The following is a 20,479-nucleotide window of genomic DNA, read 5'->3' on the forward strand; positions in this document are numbered from 1 at the left end:
AGGAGAAGACATGTCAGAGAACTTAAAAACTTTTCCGGTTATACCATTAAGAGGCCTTACTATTATACCGGGAACAACTGTTCATTTTGACGTTCGCAGAAAAGCATCAATTGCAGCAGCAGAAGAGTCAATGATTGACGATAAAGAATTGTTTGTTGTTGCACAAAAAGACCCGGTGGAAGACACACCGGGTTTTGATGGTATATACAAGGTTGGAACAGTTGTAGTTGTAAAGCAGTTAAATAAACTTCCCGATGACGTGGTAAGAGTTATGGTGGAGGCAAAAGCCAAAGGAGAAATACAGTCTTTATACATGGCTGATGGACATTTTGCCGGGGAAGTTTCAATTATAGAAGAAGATAAAAATACTTTAACAGAGGCGCAGGAAGAAGCTTATGTTAGAGAATTAAGAGATACTTTAAAATTATTCGAGGGTAAGGTAAGAGAATTATCTCCTTCAAGTTTAAGAGGTTTGTTAGATATTAGTAATATTGAAACTCTAATGAACCAGATTTTAATGAGAATAAAAGTAGGATATAAATTAAAACAGGAATACTTGGAACAGAACAGTATTGAAGATAAATTTACTACTATATATTCGTTTCTTGCAAAAGAAAATGAAGTTGCACAGGTTAGAAATGAGATTATAGAAAAAGTTAAACAACGTTTAGAAAAAAGTCAGAAGGAACATATTCTTCGCGAACAGATGCAGATTATCAAAGAAGAATTAGGGGATGACTTTGACGCAGAAACAGATCAGCTTGAAGAGAAGATTAATAATTTAAACGCAGATGACAGTGTTAAAGAAAAATTATTAAAAGAACTTTCAAGATATAAATCAGCCATGGGTAATCCGGCAGAAGGTAACATTATTAGAACCTATTTGGAAACAATGTTAGATTTGCCATGGAACAATGAAACAGAAGAAAATCCCAACCTGCAGAATGCAGAGGAAATTTTAAATAGAGACCATTACCAATTAACTAAAGTTAAAGAAAGAATTTTAGAATTTTTAGCTGTAAGACAATTGACTATGGCAAAGGGTGAGGCACCGATTATTTGTCTTGTGGGACCTCCAGGAACAGGTAAGACAAGTATTGCAAAATCAATTGCAGAGGCACTTAACAAGAAATATGTTAGAATATCATTAGGTGGTGTTAGTGATGAGTCAGAAATTCGCGGACACCGTAAAACATATTTAGGAGCAATGCCAGGTAGAATCCTTAAAGGACTAAAGCAGGCAGGAAGTTCTAATCCTTTAATTTTATTTGATGAAATAGATAAAATGGGACAGGGAGTTCATGGAGATCCGGCGTCAGCCTTATTAGAAGTGTTGGATTCAGAGCAGAACTCAAAGTTTAGAGATAATTACGCTGAAATACCAATTGATTTATCAAAGGTTTTATTTGTGGCAACAGCTAATGACGCAGGCACAATTCCAAGACCTTTACTTGACAGAATGGAAATAATAGAAATTGAAGGTTATACTCAAAACGAAAAATTCCATATTGCCAAGGAACATTTAATTAGTAAAGAATTTGAAAAAAATGGTATAAAGAAAAGCTGGTTATCCATCACAGATGAAGCAATTAACAGTATTATCCGCTACTATACAAGAGAAGCAGGTGTAAGACAGTTAGAAAGAGAAATTTCAAAGATTTGTCGCAAGGCAGCAGGTCTTATTATCAAAAACAACAAAAAGCGTTTAAAGGTTACTTCAAAGAATATTGAAAAATATCTTGGCAGAAAGATTTTTGACGATGACAAGGCTAATGAAAAGAATGATATTGGTATTGTAAGAGGACTTGCCTGGACAGCAGTTGGTGGAACAACTTTACAAATCGAAGTAAACACAATGCCTGGCAAGGGTCAGTTGAAATTAACAGGTCAGTTAGGCGATGTTATGAAAGAATCTGCACAGATTGCACTTTCTTATGTAAGAAGCATTGCAGGTAAGTATGGCGTGGCAGATGATTACTTTGAAAAACATGACATACATATTCATGTTCCGGAAGGGGCAGTGCCAAAGGATGGACCGTCAGCAGGTATCACTATGGCAACAGCAATACTTTCGGCTGTTACAAACAGAGAAGTGAACTGTAAAGTTGCAATGACCGGTGAAATTAATTTACGAGGGAAGGTTATGCCAATTGGTGGATTAAAAGAAAAGTTATTGGCAGCAAAGAACGCAGGTATTAAGATTGTAGTAGTACCTAAGAAGAACAAACCAATGCTTGAAGAAATATCAAAAGAGATAACAGGCGGAATGAAAATTGTTCTGGCTGAAACAATGGATGATGTTATAAAGATTGCATTAGTTTAGAATTTGATTTACAGTGAAAGATAGGAGAGAAGATGATAGTTAAAAATGTTGAATTGGAAACAGTTTGTGGAATAACAAGTAAATTACCGGAAAATACAATGCCGGAAATTGCTTTTGCAGGAAAGTCAAATGTAGGAAAATCATCATTAATAAATGGTTTGGTTAATAGAAAAGCATTGGCTAGAACATCTTCTCAGCCGGGAAAAACTCAGACAATTAATTTTTACAATGTAAATAAGGAAATGTATTTCGTAGACCTACCGGGGTATGGTTATGCCAGCGTGTCTAAGGAAATAAAAGCAAAGTGGGGCAGGATGATTGAAAATTATCTTCATACTTCACAAATGCTGCAGGCAGTGTTTTTGTTAATAGACATAAGACATGAGCCATCAAAGAATGACTTTAATATGTATGAGTGGATTTTGGCAAACGGTTATGAACCGATTATTATAGCAACTAAGTTAGACAAGATAAAAAGAAGTCAGGTTCAGAAGAACATCAAAATGATTCGTCAGGGATTAAACGTAATTCCGGGAACAAAGATTTTACCATTCTCAGCTCAGACAAAGCAGGGAAAAGAAGAAATTTTACAGGTTATAGAAGAATTAGCAAAAGGTACAGTAGAGGAGTAGAATATGGCAATAGAAACAGAAACTTTATACAAGTTAATGATTATGCATATGTTAAATAAAGTAGAATTTCCATTGACTAACTCACAGATTGCACAATTCTTTTTGGAAAATGAATATACAAATTATTTTGCTGTGCAGAAAGCAATTAATGAACTTATTGAGGATGGGTTTGTTTTTTCAAATGTAAACAGAAATACATCATATTACCATTTATCATCAGAGGGAAGAGAGAGTCTTAAATTCTTCGAGAACAAGATACCTAACCAGGTTATTGATGATATAGATATGTTTTTGGTTGACAACAGATACGAACTTAGAAACGAAGTAGGTACGGTGTCTGATTATTACAGGGCTTCTAATGGGGACTATGTGGTACATTGTCAGGTAAAAGAAGGTGACAGCACGTTAATTGAGCTGAATATTTCAACCCCTGATAAGCACATGGCATCTAAGATGTGTACTAATTGGGAAGCAATGAACAACAGTCAAAAAATATATCAGTTTGTAATTGATAATCTTACTAAGTAATTGGAGGAAAAAGTGGCACATATTGATCAGAGTAAAATTAGAAATTTTTGTATTATAGCTCATATAGACCATGGTAAATCAACTTTGGCAGACAGAATAATTGAAATGACAGGTCTTTTAACAAACAGGGAAATGCAGGCTCAGGTTCTTGACAATATGGAACTTGAAAGAGAAAGAGGCATTACAATTAAGTCTCAGGCAGTTCGTACTGTTTACAAGGCAAAAGATGGCGAGGAATATATTTTCAATTTAATTGATACACCGGGCCATGTGGATTTTAACTATGAGGTTTCGAGAAGTTTGGCAGCATGTGATGGTGCAGTGTTGGTAGTTGATGCGGCACAGGGCGTTGAGGCACAGACTTTGGCAAACGTTTATTTGGCATTAGACCATGACTTGGAAGTGTTTCCGGTTATTAACAAGATAGATTTACCATCAGCAGATCCTGACAGGGTAAAAGCTGAAATCGAAGATGTTATTGGTCTTGAGGCGGAAGATGCACCTCTTATTTCTGCAAAAACAGGTTTAAACTGTGAGGATGTATTAGAGGCAATTGTAAAAAATATACCGGCACCTACAGGTGATTCAAATGCACCTTTACAGGCTTTAATATTTGATAGCTTATATGATTCCTACAAAGGTGTAATTGTATTTTGCCGTATTAAGGAAGGTACTGTAAAGCCGGGAATGAATATAAAAATGATGGCAACAGGTGCAGTGGCAAATGTTGTAGAAGTTGGATATTTTGGCGCAGGTCAGTTTATTCCTTGTGATGAATTACCGGCAGGAATGGTAGGCTACATAACAGCCAGCATTAAAAATGTGTCAGATACAAAAGTAGGTGATACAGTTACAAATGCGGATGCCCCATGTGATAAGCCACTTCCGGGTTACAAGGAAGTTCAGCCAATGGTTTATTGTGGCTTGTATCCGGCTGATGGAGCAAAGTATCCTGATTTAAGAGATGCTTTAGAAAAATTACAGTTAAATGATGCAGCTTTGAAATTTGAACCTGAAACATCAATCGCTTTAGGTTTTGGTTTCAGATGCGGATTCCTAGGCTTGCTCCATTTGGAAATTATTCAGGAAAGACTAGAGAGAGAATATGGACTTGACCTGGTTACTACAGCACCATCTGTTATTTACAAGGTATACAAGGAAAACGGTGAGATAATTGAACTTACTAACCCAACAAACCTTCCTGATCCAAGTGAAATAGCTTATATGGAAGAACCTATTGTTAGTGCAGAGATAATGGTTACAACAGAATTTATCGGTGCCATTATGGAACTTTGCCAGCAACGAAGAGGAACATATATTAGCATGGAATATGTAGAAGGACAAAGAGCACTCCTTAAATACGATATTCCATTAAATGAAATTATTTATGATTTTTTTGATGCATTAAAGTCACGTTCAAGAGGTTATGCTTCTTTTGACTATGAATTGAAAGGCTATGAACAGGCTAAGTTAGTTAAGCTTGATATTCTTATTAATAAAGAAGAAGTGGATGCCTTATCATTTATTGTTCCTGAAGCATCAGCTTACGAGCGTGGAAGAAAGATGTGCGAGAAATTAAAGAAGGAAATACCAAGACAGTTGTTTGAAGTTCCAATTCAGGCAGCAGTTGGTAGCAAGGTAATTGCAAGAGAAACTGTTAAGGCAATGAGAAAAGACGTATTGGCAAAATGTTATGGTGGTGATATTTCCCGTAAGAGAAAACTTCTTGAAAAACAGAAGGAAGGAAAGAAGAGAATGCGTCAGGTTGGAAACGTAGAAATTCCACAGAGTGCATTTATGGCAGTTTTAAAATTAGACGAAGAATAGAATATATAGAAATATGTATTTGTGATTATAAGAATTTTTACAGTGCCAAAGAATACTAGATGTTAGTTTTCTTTGGCATTAGTTATATTGTAAGGAAGGATAAGAAATGAACAGTAAGCAGTTGGAAATATATATTCATATTCCTTTTTGCGTGAGAAAGTGTGATTATTGTGATTTTTTATCAATGAGCATGGACGAAGGTACAAAAAGAGAATATGTAAATGCTTTGGTTAGAGAGATAGAATTAAGCAAAGAAAAGATGGAAGGCAGAGTTGTTACAAGTGTTTTCATAGGCGGTGGAACGCCGTCAATTTTGCAGGAAAATTTTATTACAAAAATTATGGAGGCGGTAAAAAATAACTGTCAGTTATCTGATGATGCCGAGATTACTATTGAGTGTAACCCCGGAACTGTAACAGAATCAAAATTAAGTAGTTACAAAGAAGCAGGAATTAACAGAATCAGTTTTGGACTTCAGTCTGCAAATAATCAGGAACTTAGAAGCATAGGTCGTATTCACGATTTTACAAAGTTTAAAGAAAGTTATGAGTTGGCAAGAAAAGCAGGCTTTGAAAACATCAATGTGGACGTAATGAGTGCTTTACCAGGACAGACAGTTGAAAGTTACAAATATACGTTGGAAAGAGTGCTGGCATTGGAGCCGGAGCATATTTCCGCTTATAGCCTTATTGTTGAAGATGGGACGCCACTTCAGGAAAGAGTCCAGGAGGCGGAAAGCAAAAACATTAATATTTTGCCGGACGAAGATGCTGAAAGAGAAATGTATTATTTAACTGAAAAAATGCTGGAAGAAAACGGATATGTACATTATGAAATATCAAACTATGGCAAGCCGGGATTTCAGTGCAGGCATAATATAGGTTATTGGAAGAGAGTGGATTATTTGGGCTTTGGTCTTGGCGCGGCTTCTTTATATAACAACAGCAGATACAGTAATACCGAAGATATTGATAAATACATTAGTTTGCTTTTGGATGGCAAAGATACAGATAGTGATTTTTACGGCGACAGTTTTATTTATCAGGATGACATCTGGGATATAACAGAGGATGCCATTTCTGTAATAGAAGGAAAAATCCAGCGTTTAACAGAAAAAGATAAAAAAGAAGAATTTATGTTTTTGGGACTTAGAATGATTGACGGAATTTCAAAAGAAGAATTTCATCAGGCATTTGACAGAAAATACGACAGCGTGTACGGAGAGGTAACAGAAAAATTAGTGCAGCAGGGACTTATAGAAGTCAATGGTGACAACGTGCGTTTAACTAAAAGAGGTGTGGATCTAAGCAATTATGCAATGTCTCAGTTTTTGTTGTAAGATTACTGTGACTTTGTGTAAGATTGTTATGTTTCGTGTAAGTTTAACAAGATTGGATTGCAATACAGAAAATTCTTTGATTCTTTTGGAATAGATAGTATAATATAAAACATATTATAAATTACAAACGGAAAAGAGGGATTATTATGGACAGAAAAACAATATGCATTTACGGATCATTCTCACCTTACGTTTCAGAAGAAAAGTTAAAACCATACTATGATATGGGAAAGAAGTTAGGAGAAAAGTACGACCTTATTTATGGAGGCGGTGCAGATAGTACACTTGGATATATGGCAAGAGGAATGCACGACGGAGGTGCTTACATAACAGGTGTATATCCAAAGGCATTTAAGAATATGAACGTGTTCAAAGGATGTGATAAGGAAATTGTTTGTGATTCAATGGCTGAGCGCAAAGGACATTTTGAATCGGAAGCTGACGTGTTCATTGTTTTACCAGGTGGCGTTGGAACAATGGATGAGTTATTTGAAGCAATTGTATTAATCGAAAAGTATATGATTGAAGGAAAAGTAATTATTTTTAACCACAATGGTTTTTATGATACATTACTTAAATTTATGGATGAAATGAAGGAACAGGGAATGTTCCACTGCGATTTATCAAGAGTGTATAGCGTTGCTAATACATTTGAAGATATTGAAGAGATGATTGTAAAATAATAAAAATTTGACTAAATTGCAAATGTGTAGTAAAGTACAAAATACAAGCTGTTCATAAAGTAAACTATTGTGAACAGCTTTTGTTTTGGTTAAAAGGAGATGCAGAATGATAAAATTTTTAATTGACTCAGGTTCTGATTATGATAAAGAACAGTTACAGGGAAAAGGGATAGAGTACATACCGATAGCGATTAGTGTAGGAGATAAGAGTTTTAGAGACGGTGAAATTTCTAAGGATGAATTTTATAAATTAACACAGGAATCAGATGAGTTCCCTAAAACAGCTCAGCCATCACCACAGGATTTTATTGACATATTTGAAAAAATTAAGGCAGATGGAGACGAGCTTATATGTATTTTACTTTCATCAGGTTTAAGTGGCTTGATTCAAAGTGCCACATTAGCTAAGAACATGGTTGAATATGATAAGATACATATAGTTGATTCATTATCAGCTACTTTTGTTATTAAGGTTTTGGTTGACTATGGCATACAGTTAAGAGACAGTGGCAAGACAGCAGAAGAAATAGTTGCGGCTATTAAAGAAATTCAGCCAAAGGTTAGAATGTATGCAGTGCTTGATACATTGGATAATTTGTATAAAGGTGGTCGTTTGTCAAAAATCGAAGCAGGAATTGGCACAATTGCAAAAATAAAACCTTTAATTTATTTTACAGAAGATGGAAAAGTAGGTATTAAGGCAAAGAGCATTGGAAAGAAAAAAGCTTTAAATGATATTATGAAGTTGATTTCAAACGACACAATTAATACAGACTTCCCGGTTTACAGTATATATTCAATTGGAACTGTAAATAATGAAACTTTTACAGACAGATTGAAAGAAGCTAATATTGAAGTTTCAGACAGATTACAGATTGGACCAACAATTGGTACACACATCGGACCTGAAGCATACGGAATTGTTTATGTAGCAGAGTAATTCTTGCTTTATGGTCTTACATAAGAACAAAGAAAATAAGAAAATATAAAGCATTAACATAAAATCAATTAAAGTGTTTATGTTAAAGAGAATAAGAAAGTTGTTGTTAGGATAATATTCTATAGTTTAACGGACTTAAGAGTATTAAAATAATGACAACTTTTTTTTACATTTAATTTACAATTCTTTTTAAAATAAAGTGTTGACAAAGAATATTGATAGTGATAGATTAGACCATAGAAAAGATGTTAGCACTCAAACAACACGAGTGCTAATAGTCTTAAAACCATAGAAAGGAGTAATCTATGGAACTGAATGAAAGAAAAGAAAAGATTCTGGATGCAGTAATTAGAAATTACTTAGAGACAGGGGAACCGGTTGGCTCAAGAACAATTTCTAAATACACAGATCTGAATCTTAGTTCAGCAACAATCAGAAATGAAATGTCTGATCTTGAGGAAATGGGTTATATAGTTCAGCCTCATACATCAGCAGGTAGAATTCCTACTGATAAAGGTTATCGATTTTATGTAGACCACATGCTCAAAGATAAGATGTCAGAATTAGATGAGCGTGAGAAGAAGGTTAGCGAGAAGGAAGACCTTTTAATTGAAAAAGTTGACAAGGTTGAGACACTTCTCCAGAATATGGCAAAGGTTTTAGCAAACAATACAAACTATGCCACAATGGTTTCTTCTCCAAAGTCTCAGGGAAACAAAATCAAATTCATACAGTTATCTGTACTTGAAGAAAAACAGTTGTTGTGCACAGTGGTTTCCGATAAGAACCACGTAGTGAATAAGATTGTTAATGTTGACAGAGTTGTAAGTCAGGAAATGATAGTGAGACTTAACGTGGCACTTAACACAGCACTTGCAGGTTTGGCTTTAGAGGAAATTAACTTAGGTGTTATTTCAGCATTGACTTCACAGGCAGGTGAATATGAGGATTTGGTTAATGAAGTGCTTAAGGCAATAACAGAAGCTATTTCCACTGAGGAGCAAATGAAGATTTACACATCAGGTGCAACAAATATTTTTAAATATCCTGAACTTAGTGACAAGGAGAGAGCAAGTCAGCTTCTTACCACACTGGAAGAAAAGTCACAGCTAACAGAATTGATTAACGAAAGTGATGAAGAAACCGGAATTCAGGTTTACATCGGAAACGAGAGTCCGGTTCAGTCCATGAAGGATTGCAGTGTTGTAACTGCTACTTACGAATTAGAAGATGGTTTCAAAGGAACAATCGGTATCATTGGTCCAAAGCGAATGGATTATGAAAAGGTTGTTGAAACCTTAAGAGTTGTAAAAGAACAGTTAAATGAAAACTTTAACGACAAAGAATAAATTTAGAAAGGAAAGTCCAATGGAAAAGGAAAATAAGGACTTGGAAGAAAACCAGAAAGTAGATGTAGAAGAAGCATCTGCAGTGGAAGAGAACCAAGAAGTTGAGAATTCAGAAGAGAAGACTGAAGAATCCAAGGAAACACAGGAAACAGAAGATGCTTCAGAAGAGAAAACTGAAAAGAAAAAGAAAAAAGGCTTCAAGCGAAAAGATAAGAGAGATGAGCAAATAGAAGAACTTAATGATAAATATCAAAGACTATTTGCAGAATTTCAAAATTTTAGAAGCAGAAGTGATAAAGAAAAAACAGCAATGTTTGAAACAGGCGCAAAATCAATTATTGAAAAGATTTTACCTGTAGTTGATAACTTCGAAAGAGGAGTTGCAGCACTTAGTGAAGAAGATTTAGAATCACCTGTAGGACAGGGAATGAATCTTATATATAAACAGTTACTTCAGACTCTTGAAGATATTGGAGTTGAAGCAATTGAGGCGAAGGGAAAGGAATTTGATCCTGAACTTCACAACGCTGTAATGCATGAAGACAATGACGAACTTGGTGAAAACGTTGTGTCAGAGGAATTACAGAAAGGTTATAAATACAGAAATACAGTGGTAAGACACAGTATGGTAAAAGTAGCTAATTAGTTTTATTTGAAATAATCATATATTTATTAGGAGGAAAATAAAATGGGAAAGATTATTGGTATTGATTTAGGAACAACAAACTCATGTGTAGCTGTTATGGAAGGTGGAGAACCTACAGTTATCACAAATGCAGACGGAGCAAGAACAACTCCATCAGTAGTAGCATTTAAGAAAGATGGAGAAAGATTAGTTGGTGAGCAGGCTAAACGTCAGGCTGTTACAAACGCAGAAGGAACAATCTCATCAATTAAAAGACATATGGGAACAGATTACAAGGCAAATGTAGCAGGAAAAGAATATACACCACAGGCTATTTCAGCTATGATTCTTCAGAAGTTAAAAGCTGATGCAGAAGCTTACCTTGGTGAAAAAGTTACAGAAGCTGTTATTACAGTACCTGCTTACTTTAACGATGCTCAGAGACAGGCTACAAAAGATGCCGGTAAGATTGCAGGACTTGATGTTAAGAGAATTATCAACGAGCCAACAGCAGCAGCTTTAGCTTATGGTCTTGATAACGAAGGGGAACAGAAGATTATGGTATACGATTTAGGTGGTGGTACATTTGATGTATCTATTATCGAAATCGGTGATGGTGTAATCGAAGTTTTAGCAACAAACGGTGATAACAAACTTGGTGGTGATGACTTTGATAAGAAAGTTATGGACTACATGGTAGCAGACTTTAAGTCAAAGACAGGAATTGACCTTTCAGGTGACAAGATGGCTATGGAAAGAATTAAAGCTGAAGCAGAAGATGCAAAGAAGAAACTTTCATCAGCTACTCAGGTTGAAATTAGCATCCCATTCATTACAGCAAATGAACAGGGACCACAGCATTTAAATATGACACTTACAAAGGCTAAATTTGATGAATTAACAAGAGATTTAGTTGAAAGAACAGCAATCCCAGTACAGAATGCTTTAAAGGATGCAGGAATTTCAGCATCAGAACTTAGCAAGGTATTATTAGTTGGTGGTTCTACAAGAATCCCAGCTGTACAGGATAAGGTAAAACAGTTAACAGGTCATGAACCATCAAAGAAGATGAATCCTGATGAATGTGTTGCACTTGGTGCTTCAATTCAGGGTGGTAAATTAGCAGGTGATGCAGGTGCCGGCGATATCCTTCTTCTTGATGTAACTCCACTTTCATTATCAATTGAAACAATGGGTGGTGTAGCTACAAGACTTATTGAAAGAAACACAACAATTCCTACAAAGAAGAGCCAGATTTTCTCAACAGCAGCAGATAACCAGACAGCCGTTGATATCAATGTTGTACAGGGTGAAAGACAGTTTGCCAGAGATAATAAATCACTTGGTCAGTTCAGACTTGATGGAATTCCACCAGCAAGAAGAGGTGTTCCACAGATTGAAGTTACATTCGATATTGATGCAAACGGTATCGTAAATGTATCAGCTAAGGACCTTGGAACAGGTAAGGAACAGCACATCACAATTACAGCAGGTTCAAATATGTCAGATGAAGATATTGATAAGGCTGTAAAAGAAGCTGCAGAATTTGAAGCAGCTGATAAGAAACGTAAGGAAGCAATTGATGCTAAGAACGAAGCTGATTCAATTATCACACAGACAGAAACAGCAATGAATGAAGCTGGTGATAAATTAGCAGATGCTGATAAGCAGGCTGTTCAGGCTGACATTGATGCATTAAAAGCAACAGTAGCAGCAATTGGTGAAAATGAACCAACAGAAGCTCAGGTTGAAGAATTAAAGGCTGGAAAAGAAAAATTAATGAATTCTGCACAGCAGTTATTCTCAAAGATGTATGAACAGGCACAGGCTGCAGGAGCACAGGGTGCAGGTCCTGACATGGGAGCAGGTTCAAAACCGGAAGATGATGTAGTAGATGGAGACTTTACAGAGGTTTAAAATAGATCATGGCAGATAAAAGAGATTATTATGAAGTGCTAGGCGTTGATAAGAACGCTGACGAAGCAACAATAAAGAAAGCATATAGAAAATTAGCCAAGAAATATCATCCCGATGCAAATCCGGGTGATGAGGAAGCTGCCACAAAATTTAAAGAGGCATCTGAAGCATACGCAGTGCTTAGTGATGCAGACAAGAGAAGACAGTATGACCAGTTTGGTCATGCTGCCTTTGATGGTGGTGCAGGTGGCTCCGGCGGATTTGATTTTAACAATTTTGACTTCGGTGATATTTTTGGCGGAAGTGGATTTGGAGACATTTTTGGCGACCTATTCGGTGGCGGTGGACGTAGAGGCCCTAGCAATGGACCAAGACGTGGAGCCGACGTTAGAACAGGACTCCGTATTACTTTTGAAGAGGCTGTATTTGGCTGTAAGAAAGAAGTTACAATTAACTTTAAGGAAGAATGTAGCACTTGTAAAGGTAGTGGAGCAAAGCCAGGCACATCTCCTGAAACATGTAGCAAATGTGGTGGTAAAGGACAGTATGTATCACGTCAGCAGACTATGTTTGGCATGATGCAAAGCACACAGGTTTGCCCGGACTGTAATGGTACAGGTAAAGTCATTAAAGAAAAATGTCCGGACTGTCATGGAGCAGGCTACAAGTCTACAAGAAAGAAAATCACAATTGATATCCCTGCAGGTATAGACGATATGCAGAGAATCAGAAAAACAGGAGAAGGCGAGCCTGGAACAAATGGCGGTCCAAGAGGTGATTTACTTGTAGATATCAGAGTAATTCCAAGTAATGAATTTGAACGTAATGGAATGGATTTATATACAACAACATCTATATCTTTTGCACAGGCTGCTTTAGGTGGCGACATTCGTGTTAAGACAGTAGATGGCGATGTTAAGTTCAACATTAAGCCTGGAACACAAACAGGTACCCGCATTAGATTAAGAGGAAAAGGTGTATGCAATGTACACAATCAGAATGCAAGAGGTGATCAGTATTCAACATTAGTTGTTAAGGTTCCAACAAAACTTAACAATGAACAAAAAGACTTAATCAAGAAACTTGACGAGATTTCAGGAAATTCATTAAAGGAATTTGATGATAACAAATCAGAACACGAGAAAACAAAAAAGAAGAAAAAGAAATTTTTCTAGTTTAGGAAATATGGATGGAAAAGAGCTGTCGCTTTAACAATTTAGAGTTGTTAAGGCACGGCTCTTTTTGGTTATATCTTATTTGTGTGGCTCTATTCATTCTTTTGTCTTTTGGCTTAATTTGCTATTGTTCGGGGGATACAGTTATGGCAGGTATTATGGTGTTTCCACCCTTTAGAAGTTATAACAATCTAAAGGGGTGGAAAAAACTGAAAGTATACAAAAATATGATAAGAGAAAAATGAAGAAGTCCTTGGAAATCCACCCCTAAGGAGTCATAACAATCTAAAGGGGTGGAAAAAACTGAAAGTATACAAAAATATGATAAGAGAAAAATGAAGAAGTCCTTGGAAATCCACCCCTAAGGAGTCATAACAATCTAAAGGGGTGGAAAAAACTGAAAATATAGAAAAATATGAGAAGAAAAAATCGAAGAAATGTCAGGAAATCCACCCCTAAGAAGTTATAACAATCTAAAGGGGTGGAAAGATTGAAAATATCTAAAAATGATAAGAAAACAAATGACAAGAAAATTGATAAATTTGCTTAAATTCTCTATGTGTGTTATGATATTTTAGTTTTATAGTAATAATTTATAAATATGAATTGAAAAGAAGATTGGAGTTTCTATGAAGTGGAATAAATATAGATTGAAAACTACAACACAGGCAAGTGATTTCGTGTGTAGTATTTTAATTGATCTTGGAATAACAGGTATGGAAGTTGAAGATAATATACAACTAACAGAGGAAGAGAAAAAAGCACAATTTATAGATTATTTAGCAGATTTGCCGGAAGATGATGGAACAGCTTATGTAAGTTTTTACACAGAGGAAGATTCACAGGATGCGGACAATGAAAAGTTACTTGATACTTTGAGAGAAAAGTTAAAAGAAGCAAAGTCATTTCTAGATGTAGGTGAAGGCACAATCGAGAAAACTATGACAGAAGATGTAGACTGGGTAAACAATTGGAAGAAATATTTCAAGTCATTTACAGTAGATAATTTCTTCATTAAGCCAACTTGGGAAGAACTTGATGAAAGTCACAAGAACATGGAAATGATAGAAATTGATCCGGGAACTGCATTTGGCACAGGAAAACATGACACAACTCAGCTTTGTATTAAGCAGCTTATAAAATATGTAAAGCCGGGAGATAAAGTTTTGGATTTAGGTTGCGGAAGCGGCATACTTTCAATTGTTGCAAAAAAACTAGGAGCAGCAGAAGTTACAATGACTGACATTGACCCGGCGGCAATTGAAGCTGTAGGAGAAAATTTTGCAGTAAATAAGATGTTAATGGACGATGTGGAAGTGCTTGCTGGAAATGTATTGGAAGATACAAAAATGCAGAAAAAATTTGAAACAGAGAAATATGACATTGTTGTGGCAAACATTTTGGCTGACGTAATTATTCCAATAGCAGGAATAGTTGACAGATTTTTAAAACCAAACGGCATATTTATTTCATCAGGAATTATTTATATGAAAGAAGACGATGTAAAAGAAGCCGTAAAAAAGAATGAAAATTTACAATTAACAGATGTGGTAAAGCAGGGCGATTGGCGCGCAGTTATGGCAAAATTACAGTAAAATATTTAGGAGAAAAAATGTACAGATTTTTTGTTGAACCAAATCAAATTGGGGAAGAATCAATAGTAATAGTTGGAAAAGACGTGAATCATATAAAAAATGTTTTGCGTATGAAAATTGGCGAGACAATCTTAATAAGTGATGGAAGTGACAAGGAATACATTTGTAGTGTGGAGAAAATTGCAGATGATGAAATCACAGCAAAAATAGAAGATATTAATGGCAAAACAAGAGAGTTACCAATTAAAGTTACTTTGTTTCAGGCATTGCCTAAAGGTGACAAAATGGAAACCATTATACAGAAAATGGTGGAACTTGGTGCTTATCAGATAGTGCCAATGTCAACAAAACGTTGCGTAGTGAAATTAGATGCAAAGAAGGCAGCTAATAAAGTGAAACGCTGGAATGCCATTGCGGAAAGTGCCGCAAAACAGTCAAAGCGCGGTATTATACCGGAAGTAGCAGAGGTTCATACTTTTAAAGAGGCTGTGGAAAAAGCAAAAGAACTGGATATGATTCTCATACCTTATGAAGAAGCAAAAAACATGGTATATACAAGAGAGATTATTTCAAAAATTGAACCAGGTATGTCTGTGGGAATTTTTATTGGCTCAGAAGGTGGTTTTTCTAAAGAGGAAGTTCAAACAGCAAAAGACAATGGAGCAGAAGAAATAACTCTTGGTAAAAGAATATTGCGTACAGAAACGGCGGGCATGACAGTGATGGCTGTTTTAATGTACTTAATGGAGGAATAAAATGGAAGCATATTTTGATAATTCAGCAACAACCAAGGTATCTGAAGCTGTAAAAGATATTGTTGTAAAAGTAATGGTGGAAGACTATGGAAATCCATCGTCAATGCACATGGTTGGCGTTAATGCTGAAAAATATTTAAAAGCAGCTCAGGAAAATATAGCTAAAATATTGAAGGTAGACCCAAAGGAAATTTATTTTACATCAGGTGGTACTGAGTCAAATAACTGGGCTATTAGAGGTGCAGTGGAAGCTAATAAGCGAAACGGTAATAAAATTATAACAACAATGGTTGAGCATGCTTCCGTAAAAAGTCCAATGAAGTATCTTGAAAATCAGGGATACGAAGTAACATATTTGCCCGTTGATGAGTATGGCGTTGTTAGCATTGATGCTTTAAAAGAAGCAATGAGCGAAGATACAATTTTAGTTTCAATAATGTATGTAAACAACGAGGTTGGAGCTATTGAACCTGTTGAAGAAATAGGTAAGTATATAAAAAGTGTAAATAAAAATGTTATTTATCACGTTGATGCAATTCAGGCTTTTGGTAAGCTGGAAATAAAACCAAGAAAAAGCAACATTGATGTATTGACGGTTAGTGGTCATAAGATTCATGGACCAAAGGGAACAGGTTTTATGTACCTAAAGAAAAATGCGAAAGTTAATCCATTTATTTTAGGTGGTGGTCAGCAGGAAGGAATGCGTTCAGGAACAGAAAATGTTCCGGGAATTGCAGGTATCGGACAGGCGGCAAAAGACTGTTATGATAATTTGCAGGAAAATGTTTCTAAAATGACAGAGTTAAAAGACTACCTAATTGACAGTTTGCAGACAATTGATGGTGTGACAATTAACAGTCGAAAAGGGGCAGAGGGTGCACCACACGTTGTAAGCGCAAGCTTTAGTGGAGTAAGAAGCGAAGTTTTATTGCACGCTCTTGAAGATAAAGGCGTTTATATTTCAGCAGGTAGTGCATGCTCTTCAAACAAGCCAGCCATTAGTGAAACTTTAAAGGCAATGGGCATTGGCAAGGATTTACTTGGTTCTACAGTTAGGTTTAGTTTTTGCAAAGACAACACAAAAGAAGAAATTGATTACGCCGTAGAGCAGTTAAAACAAATGTTACCAATTTTGAGAAAATACGTGCGTAGATAGAATGGCACATAAACGTAAGCACAGAAAATTACCGAAGAATAATATAGGCATAAGAGTGCATATATCCATATAGAACCATACAAGAAGAGCACGTTTGATTATCGAAAAAACACAAATATACCAGTATTTTTATAGGAGAAATATATGAGCGTAAGTACACATTTTATAGTTGGAGGAGAAAAGATGTTTAAATCGTTTTTAATTAAGTACGCCGAAATAGGTGTAAAAGGAAAAAACAGATATATTTTTGAAAATGCTTTAGTTGACAACGCCAAAAGAGCATTAGATAAAATTGATGGAGATTTTAGTGTAACAAAAGAAAACGGAAGAATTTATGCAATAGCAAATGCTGAATATGATTTTGATGAGGCAGTAAATGCACTTCAGCATGTATTTGGTATTGTGGGAATTTGTCCTATGGTTCAGATTGAAGATAATGGATTTGAAGATTTAGCACAGCAGGTAATTAAATATATTGATGAAACATATCCTGAAAAGAATTTTACTTTTAAGGTAATGGCCAGACGTGCAAGAAAAAATTATCCAATGAACTCAATGGAACTTAACGCAGAATTAGGTGGAAAAATCTTAGAGGCTTTTGAAGGCTTGAAAGTAGATGTTCATAATCCTGACATTGAAATTAATGTAGAAATCAGAAATCATATTAACATTTATTCAATGATTATTCCAGGACCAGGTGGTATGCCTGTAGGAACAGCAGGAAAGGCAATGCTTCTTTTATCAGGTGGAATTGACAGCCCTGTTGCAGGTTGGATGACTGCAAAACGTGGTGTTGTAGTTGATGCAGTATATTTCCATGCACCACCATACACATCAGAAAGAGCAAAGCAGAAGGTTGTGGATTTGGCAAAATTAGTTTCAAAATATTCAGGCCCAATGAATTTATACGTTGTTAATTTTACAGATATTCAGATGTATATTTACGATAAATGTCCCCACGATGAGCTTACTATTATTATGAGAAGATATATGATGCGAATTGCAGAATATTTCGCAAACAAAGAAAATGCTCAGGGACTTATTACAGGTGAATCAATTGGTCAGGTGGCAAGCCAGACAATGCAAAGTCTTGCTGCAACAAATGATGTTTGTACAATGCCTGTATTCAGACCGGTTATCGCTTTTGACAAGCAGGAAATTATTGATATTTCATTGAATATTGGCACATATGAAACATCAATTCTTCCATACGAAGATTGTTGTACAACTTTCGTTGCAAAACATCCTGTAACTAAACCTAACATTAACGTTATCAGAAATTCAGAAAAGAAGTTAGCTGAAGAAATCGACAGAATGTTTGAAGAAGCGGTTAATACAGCAGAATTAATTAAAATTCAGTAAGGTTAAAAGAAATCGATTTAAAATAAACAGATAAGTGACATGATAAAAGTGTTAGTTTAAAGTGGAGAAATGTTAATAAGAACAGTTTTTTCGAGAGAGTATGTTAATAGAAGTTTCTAAGAAGGTTTTTTATGTAATAAGAAATTCTTCTGGAATTTCTATTACATAAAAAATAGCCGGCTGAAAAGCCGGCTTACATAAGAAATTAAACTTATTTATATTTTTCTAAAACACTTAAAATTTCATCAAGATCTGTTTCGCTATGTATATTTAAATCTATTGGTTTTGAAAGGTCTAAACTAAAGATTCCCATAATTGATTTGGCATCAATAACATAACGACCTGAAACTAAATCAAAGTCACTATCAAATTTTGTAATATCATTTACAAAAGATTTTACTTTGTCTATTGAACCTAGATTGATTGTTACTGTTTTCATTTTTCAAACACCTCACTCTCTCAATTTCTTATGCCTACATAATACCACGTATTATGTGAATGTTCAATTACAACAAATAATAAAAATTATTTAAAAAATTAGTAAATTTGCTATAAAGGAGAAATAAATGCTTAAAGTTGCACTACACAATTTAGGCTGTAAGGTTAATTCCTACGAAACAGAAGCAATGAAACAATTGCTTGAAAACAATGGATATGAAATAGTTCCGTTTACAGATAAGGCGGATGTATATATTGTAAATACATGTTCCGTAACAAACATGGCTGACAGAAAATCAAGACAAATGCTTCACAAGGCGAAAAAGAAAAATCCGGAAGGGGTTGTTGTGGCAACAGGCTGTTACGTCCAAACAGCAACAGAAAAAATAAAAGAAGATTTGGCAATTGATATTGTTGTTGGAAATAACAAGAAAAAAGATATTGTAAATATTTTAAAAGAATATTTTGAAGATAAAGAAAAATCATTTGTTATTGATATAAATAATACAGATGAATACGAAGATTTTGAAGTTGCTACAGTTACAGAACATACCAGAGCACACATAAAGATTCAGGATGGATGTAACAATTTTTGCTCATATTGCATTATACCTTATGCAAGAGGCAGAATCAGAAGCCGTAAGTTGGAAAACATCAAAGAAGAAATTGTCAGATTATCTGAAAAAGGATTTCACGAGGTTGTTCTTACAGGAATCAATCTTGGCTTCTACAAAGACGAAGATAAAACATTAATTGATGTTATAGAAATGGCAGATTCAATTGAAGGAATTGAGCGAATCAGACTTGGCTCAGTTGATCCTGAAATTATAACAGAAGAATTTGTGGCAAGATTAAAACATGTTAAGAAGATGTGCCCACATTTTCATTTGTCAATGCAGAGCGGTTGCGACAACGTGCTTAAGGCAATGAATAGACATTACACAACAAAAGAGTATTTTGAGAAATGTGAGATGCTAAGAAGTATATATGAAAATCCTGCCATTACAACAGATATTATTGTTGGATTTCCAGGAGAAACTGAAGAGGATTTCGAAACAACAGTTGAATTTACCAAGAAGATTGGATTTTCACAGATACATGTTTTTAAATATTCAAAGCGTAACGGCACAAGAGCAGCAGTGATGGAAAATCAGGTTGACGAGCAGATTAAAACAAAGAGAAGTGAAGTTTTAATTAAGCAAGGTGAAGAGTTAATGAAAGCTTACAGACAGAATTTTATTAATAAAAAGATTGAAGTTTTGTTTGAAGAAAGCAAAGAAATTAACGGAAAAAATTACATGTTAGGTCATACTAAAAACTATATAGAGGTGGCTGTAGAAACTAATGACGATTTTTCAGGTAAAATTTGCAAAGTTATTGTGCAAGACTTCCTAAATGACGAAATAGTGCTTGCCACTAGATAGTTTTTATATTAAACTTATAAATATACTGCCAACAATGGCATAAAAAGGACGTGAGAAGATGAACAATTTAGAACACACACAGTTTTTTAAAGTAGGACAGGAACAGAAATTAGGAGTAGAGGAAATTTTCGAGCAGGTATATGAAGCACTTGCAGAAAAGGGATACAATCCTGTAAACCAGATTGTAGGATATATTATGTCTGGTGATCCAACTTACATTACAAGTCATAAGAATGCAAGAAGTCTTATTATGAAGGTTGAACGTGATGAGTTAATTGAAGAAGCTGTGAAGTATTACATTAACAACAAGTTAAAATAATTAGAATATCGGATTTGAAATGCTCTGTAGAGAAGGTGAGTGCTAGACTTTGTTATTGGAGCGCAGAATGTCGTAGATTTTCAAAGGACATT

At 35.1% G+C, this 20,479-nt stretch carries 18 protein-coding genes; 17 read left to right on the plus strand and 1 reads right to left on the minus strand.

Features of this window, described 5'->3' with window-relative positions; translation table 11 throughout:
- Nucleotides 1–10: 10 nt before the first annotated feature.
- The 15 genes from lon (at nt 11) to thiI (ending at nt 18,206) form a co-directional block, all read left to right on the plus strand.
- On the plus strand, nt 11–2,323 hold the full coding sequence (gene lon, locus ACQY63_RS00420) for an endopeptidase La (RefSeq protein WP_428244548.1): 2,313 nt from the start codon (nt 11–13) through the stop codon (nt 2,321–2,323).
- Nucleotides 2,324–2,355: 32 nt separating this feature from the next.
- A complete protein-coding gene (gene yihA / locus ACQY63_RS00425; RefSeq protein WP_428244549.1) occupies nt 2,356–2,955 on the plus strand; it encodes a ribosome biogenesis GTP-binding protein YihA/YsxC in 600 nt (199 codons plus the stop codon).
- A 3-nt stretch (nt 2,956–2,958) separates the two neighbouring features.
- The gene (locus tag ACQY63_RS00430; RefSeq protein WP_022165079.1) at nt 2,959–3,483 is read left to right on the plus strand and encodes a DUF4364 family protein; all 525 of its coding nucleotides are present in this window, start codon (nt 2,959–2,961) and stop codon (nt 3,481–3,483) included.
- 12 nt (nt 3,484–3,495) lie between these two features.
- Nucleotides 3,496–5,310, plus strand: a complete 1,815-nt coding sequence (gene lepA / locus ACQY63_RS00435) for a translation elongation factor 4 (protein WP_428244550.1) — start codon at nt 3,496–3,498, stop codon at nt 5,308–5,310.
- 106 nt (nt 5,311–5,416) lie between these two features.
- Entirely contained in the window at nt 5,417–6,649 is a 1,233-nt protein-coding gene (hemW, locus tag ACQY63_RS00440; protein ID WP_022165081.1) for a radical SAM family heme chaperone HemW, read from the plus strand.
- Nucleotides 6,650–6,795: 146 nt separating this feature from the next.
- On the plus strand, nt 6,796–7,332 hold the full coding sequence (locus ACQY63_RS00445) for a TIGR00730 family Rossman fold protein (protein WP_022165082.1): 537 nt from the start codon (nt 6,796–6,798) through the stop codon (nt 7,330–7,332).
- Nucleotides 7,333–7,438: 106 nt separating this feature from the next.
- Nucleotides 7,439–8,272: a DegV family protein gene (locus ACQY63_RS00450; protein ID WP_428244551.1), complete on the plus strand. Its 834-nt coding sequence runs from the start codon at nt 7,439–7,441 to the stop codon at nt 8,270–8,272.
- A 305-nt stretch (nt 8,273–8,577) separates the two neighbouring features.
- Nucleotides 8,578–9,621 (plus strand): heat-inducible transcriptional repressor HrcA, encoded by a 1,044-nt coding sequence (hrcA, locus tag ACQY63_RS00455; protein WP_022165084.1) that lies wholly within the window; start codon nt 8,578–8,580, stop codon nt 9,619–9,621.
- Between the two features lie 19 nt (nt 9,622–9,640).
- Nucleotides 9,641–10,267 (plus strand): nucleotide exchange factor GrpE, encoded by a 627-nt coding sequence (gene grpE / locus ACQY63_RS00460; RefSeq protein ID WP_022165085.1) that lies wholly within the window; start codon nt 9,641–9,643, stop codon nt 10,265–10,267.
- Between the two features lie 42 nt (nt 10,268–10,309).
- Nucleotides 10,310–12,163, plus strand: coding sequence for a molecular chaperone DnaK (gene dnaK / locus ACQY63_RS00465; RefSeq protein ID WP_022165086.1), 1,854 nt, complete (start codon nt 10,310–10,312; stop codon nt 12,161–12,163).
- Nucleotides 12,164–12,171: 8 nt separating this feature from the next.
- Nucleotides 12,172–13,338, plus strand: a complete 1,167-nt coding sequence (dnaJ, locus tag ACQY63_RS00470; RefSeq protein WP_412622304.1) for a molecular chaperone DnaJ — start codon at nt 12,172–12,174, stop codon at nt 13,336–13,338.
- Between the two features lie 629 nt (nt 13,339–13,967).
- Nucleotides 13,968–14,933, plus strand: coding sequence for a 50S ribosomal protein L11 methyltransferase (gene prmA / locus ACQY63_RS00475; protein WP_301956176.1), 966 nt, complete (start codon nt 13,968–13,970; stop codon nt 14,931–14,933).
- Between the two features lie 17 nt (nt 14,934–14,950).
- Complete coding sequence (locus ACQY63_RS00480) at nt 14,951–15,688, plus strand: 16S rRNA (uracil(1498)-N(3))-methyltransferase (RefSeq protein ID WP_412622306.1); 738 nt, start codon at nt 14,951–14,953, stop codon at nt 15,686–15,688.
- 1 nt (nt 15,689) lies between these two features.
- Nucleotides 15,690–16,844, plus strand: coding sequence for a cysteine desulfurase family protein (locus tag ACQY63_RS00485; protein ID WP_412622308.1), 1,155 nt, complete (start codon nt 15,690–15,692; stop codon nt 16,842–16,844).
- 183 nt (nt 16,845–17,027) lie between these two features.
- Nucleotides 17,028–18,206 (plus strand): tRNA uracil 4-sulfurtransferase ThiI, encoded by a 1,179-nt coding sequence (gene thiI / locus ACQY63_RS00490; RefSeq protein WP_118437023.1) that lies wholly within the window; start codon nt 17,028–17,030, stop codon nt 18,204–18,206.
- A gap of 211 nt (nt 18,207–18,417) precedes the next feature.
- On the opposite strand, the gene ACQY63_RS00495 is transcribed toward thiI, so the two are convergent.
- Nucleotides 18,418–18,645 carry an HPr family phosphocarrier protein gene (locus ACQY63_RS00495; protein ID WP_118000269.1) on the minus strand — a complete coding sequence of 76 codons (228 nt, stop codon included), beginning with the start codon at nt 18,643–18,645 and terminating at the stop codon, nt 18,418–18,420.
- 127 nt (nt 18,646–18,772) lie between these two features.
- On the opposite strand from ACQY63_RS00495, the gene mtaB reads away from it, so the two are divergent.
- Together mtaB and ACQY63_RS00505 are read left to right on the plus strand one after the other, a co-directional pair.
- Nucleotides 18,773–20,068: a tRNA (N(6)-L-threonylcarbamoyladenosine(37)-C(2))-methylthiotransferase MtaB gene (gene mtaB, locus ACQY63_RS00500; RefSeq protein ID WP_412622309.1), complete on the plus strand. Its 1,296-nt coding sequence runs from the start codon at nt 18,773–18,775 to the stop codon at nt 20,066–20,068.
- A 58-nt stretch (nt 20,069–20,126) separates the two neighbouring features.
- Nucleotides 20,127–20,387 carry an IreB family regulatory phosphoprotein gene (locus ACQY63_RS00505; RefSeq protein WP_022165740.1) on the plus strand — a complete coding sequence of 87 codons (261 nt, stop codon included), beginning with the start codon at nt 20,127–20,129 and terminating at the stop codon, nt 20,385–20,387.
- Nucleotides 20,388–20,479: the final 92 nt, after the last annotated feature.

It is taken from the genome of Eubacterium sp. Marseille-QA0814, assembly GCF_965119675.1.
GTDB lineage: Bacteria > Bacillota > Clostridia > Lachnospirales > Lachnospiraceae > Eubacterium_G.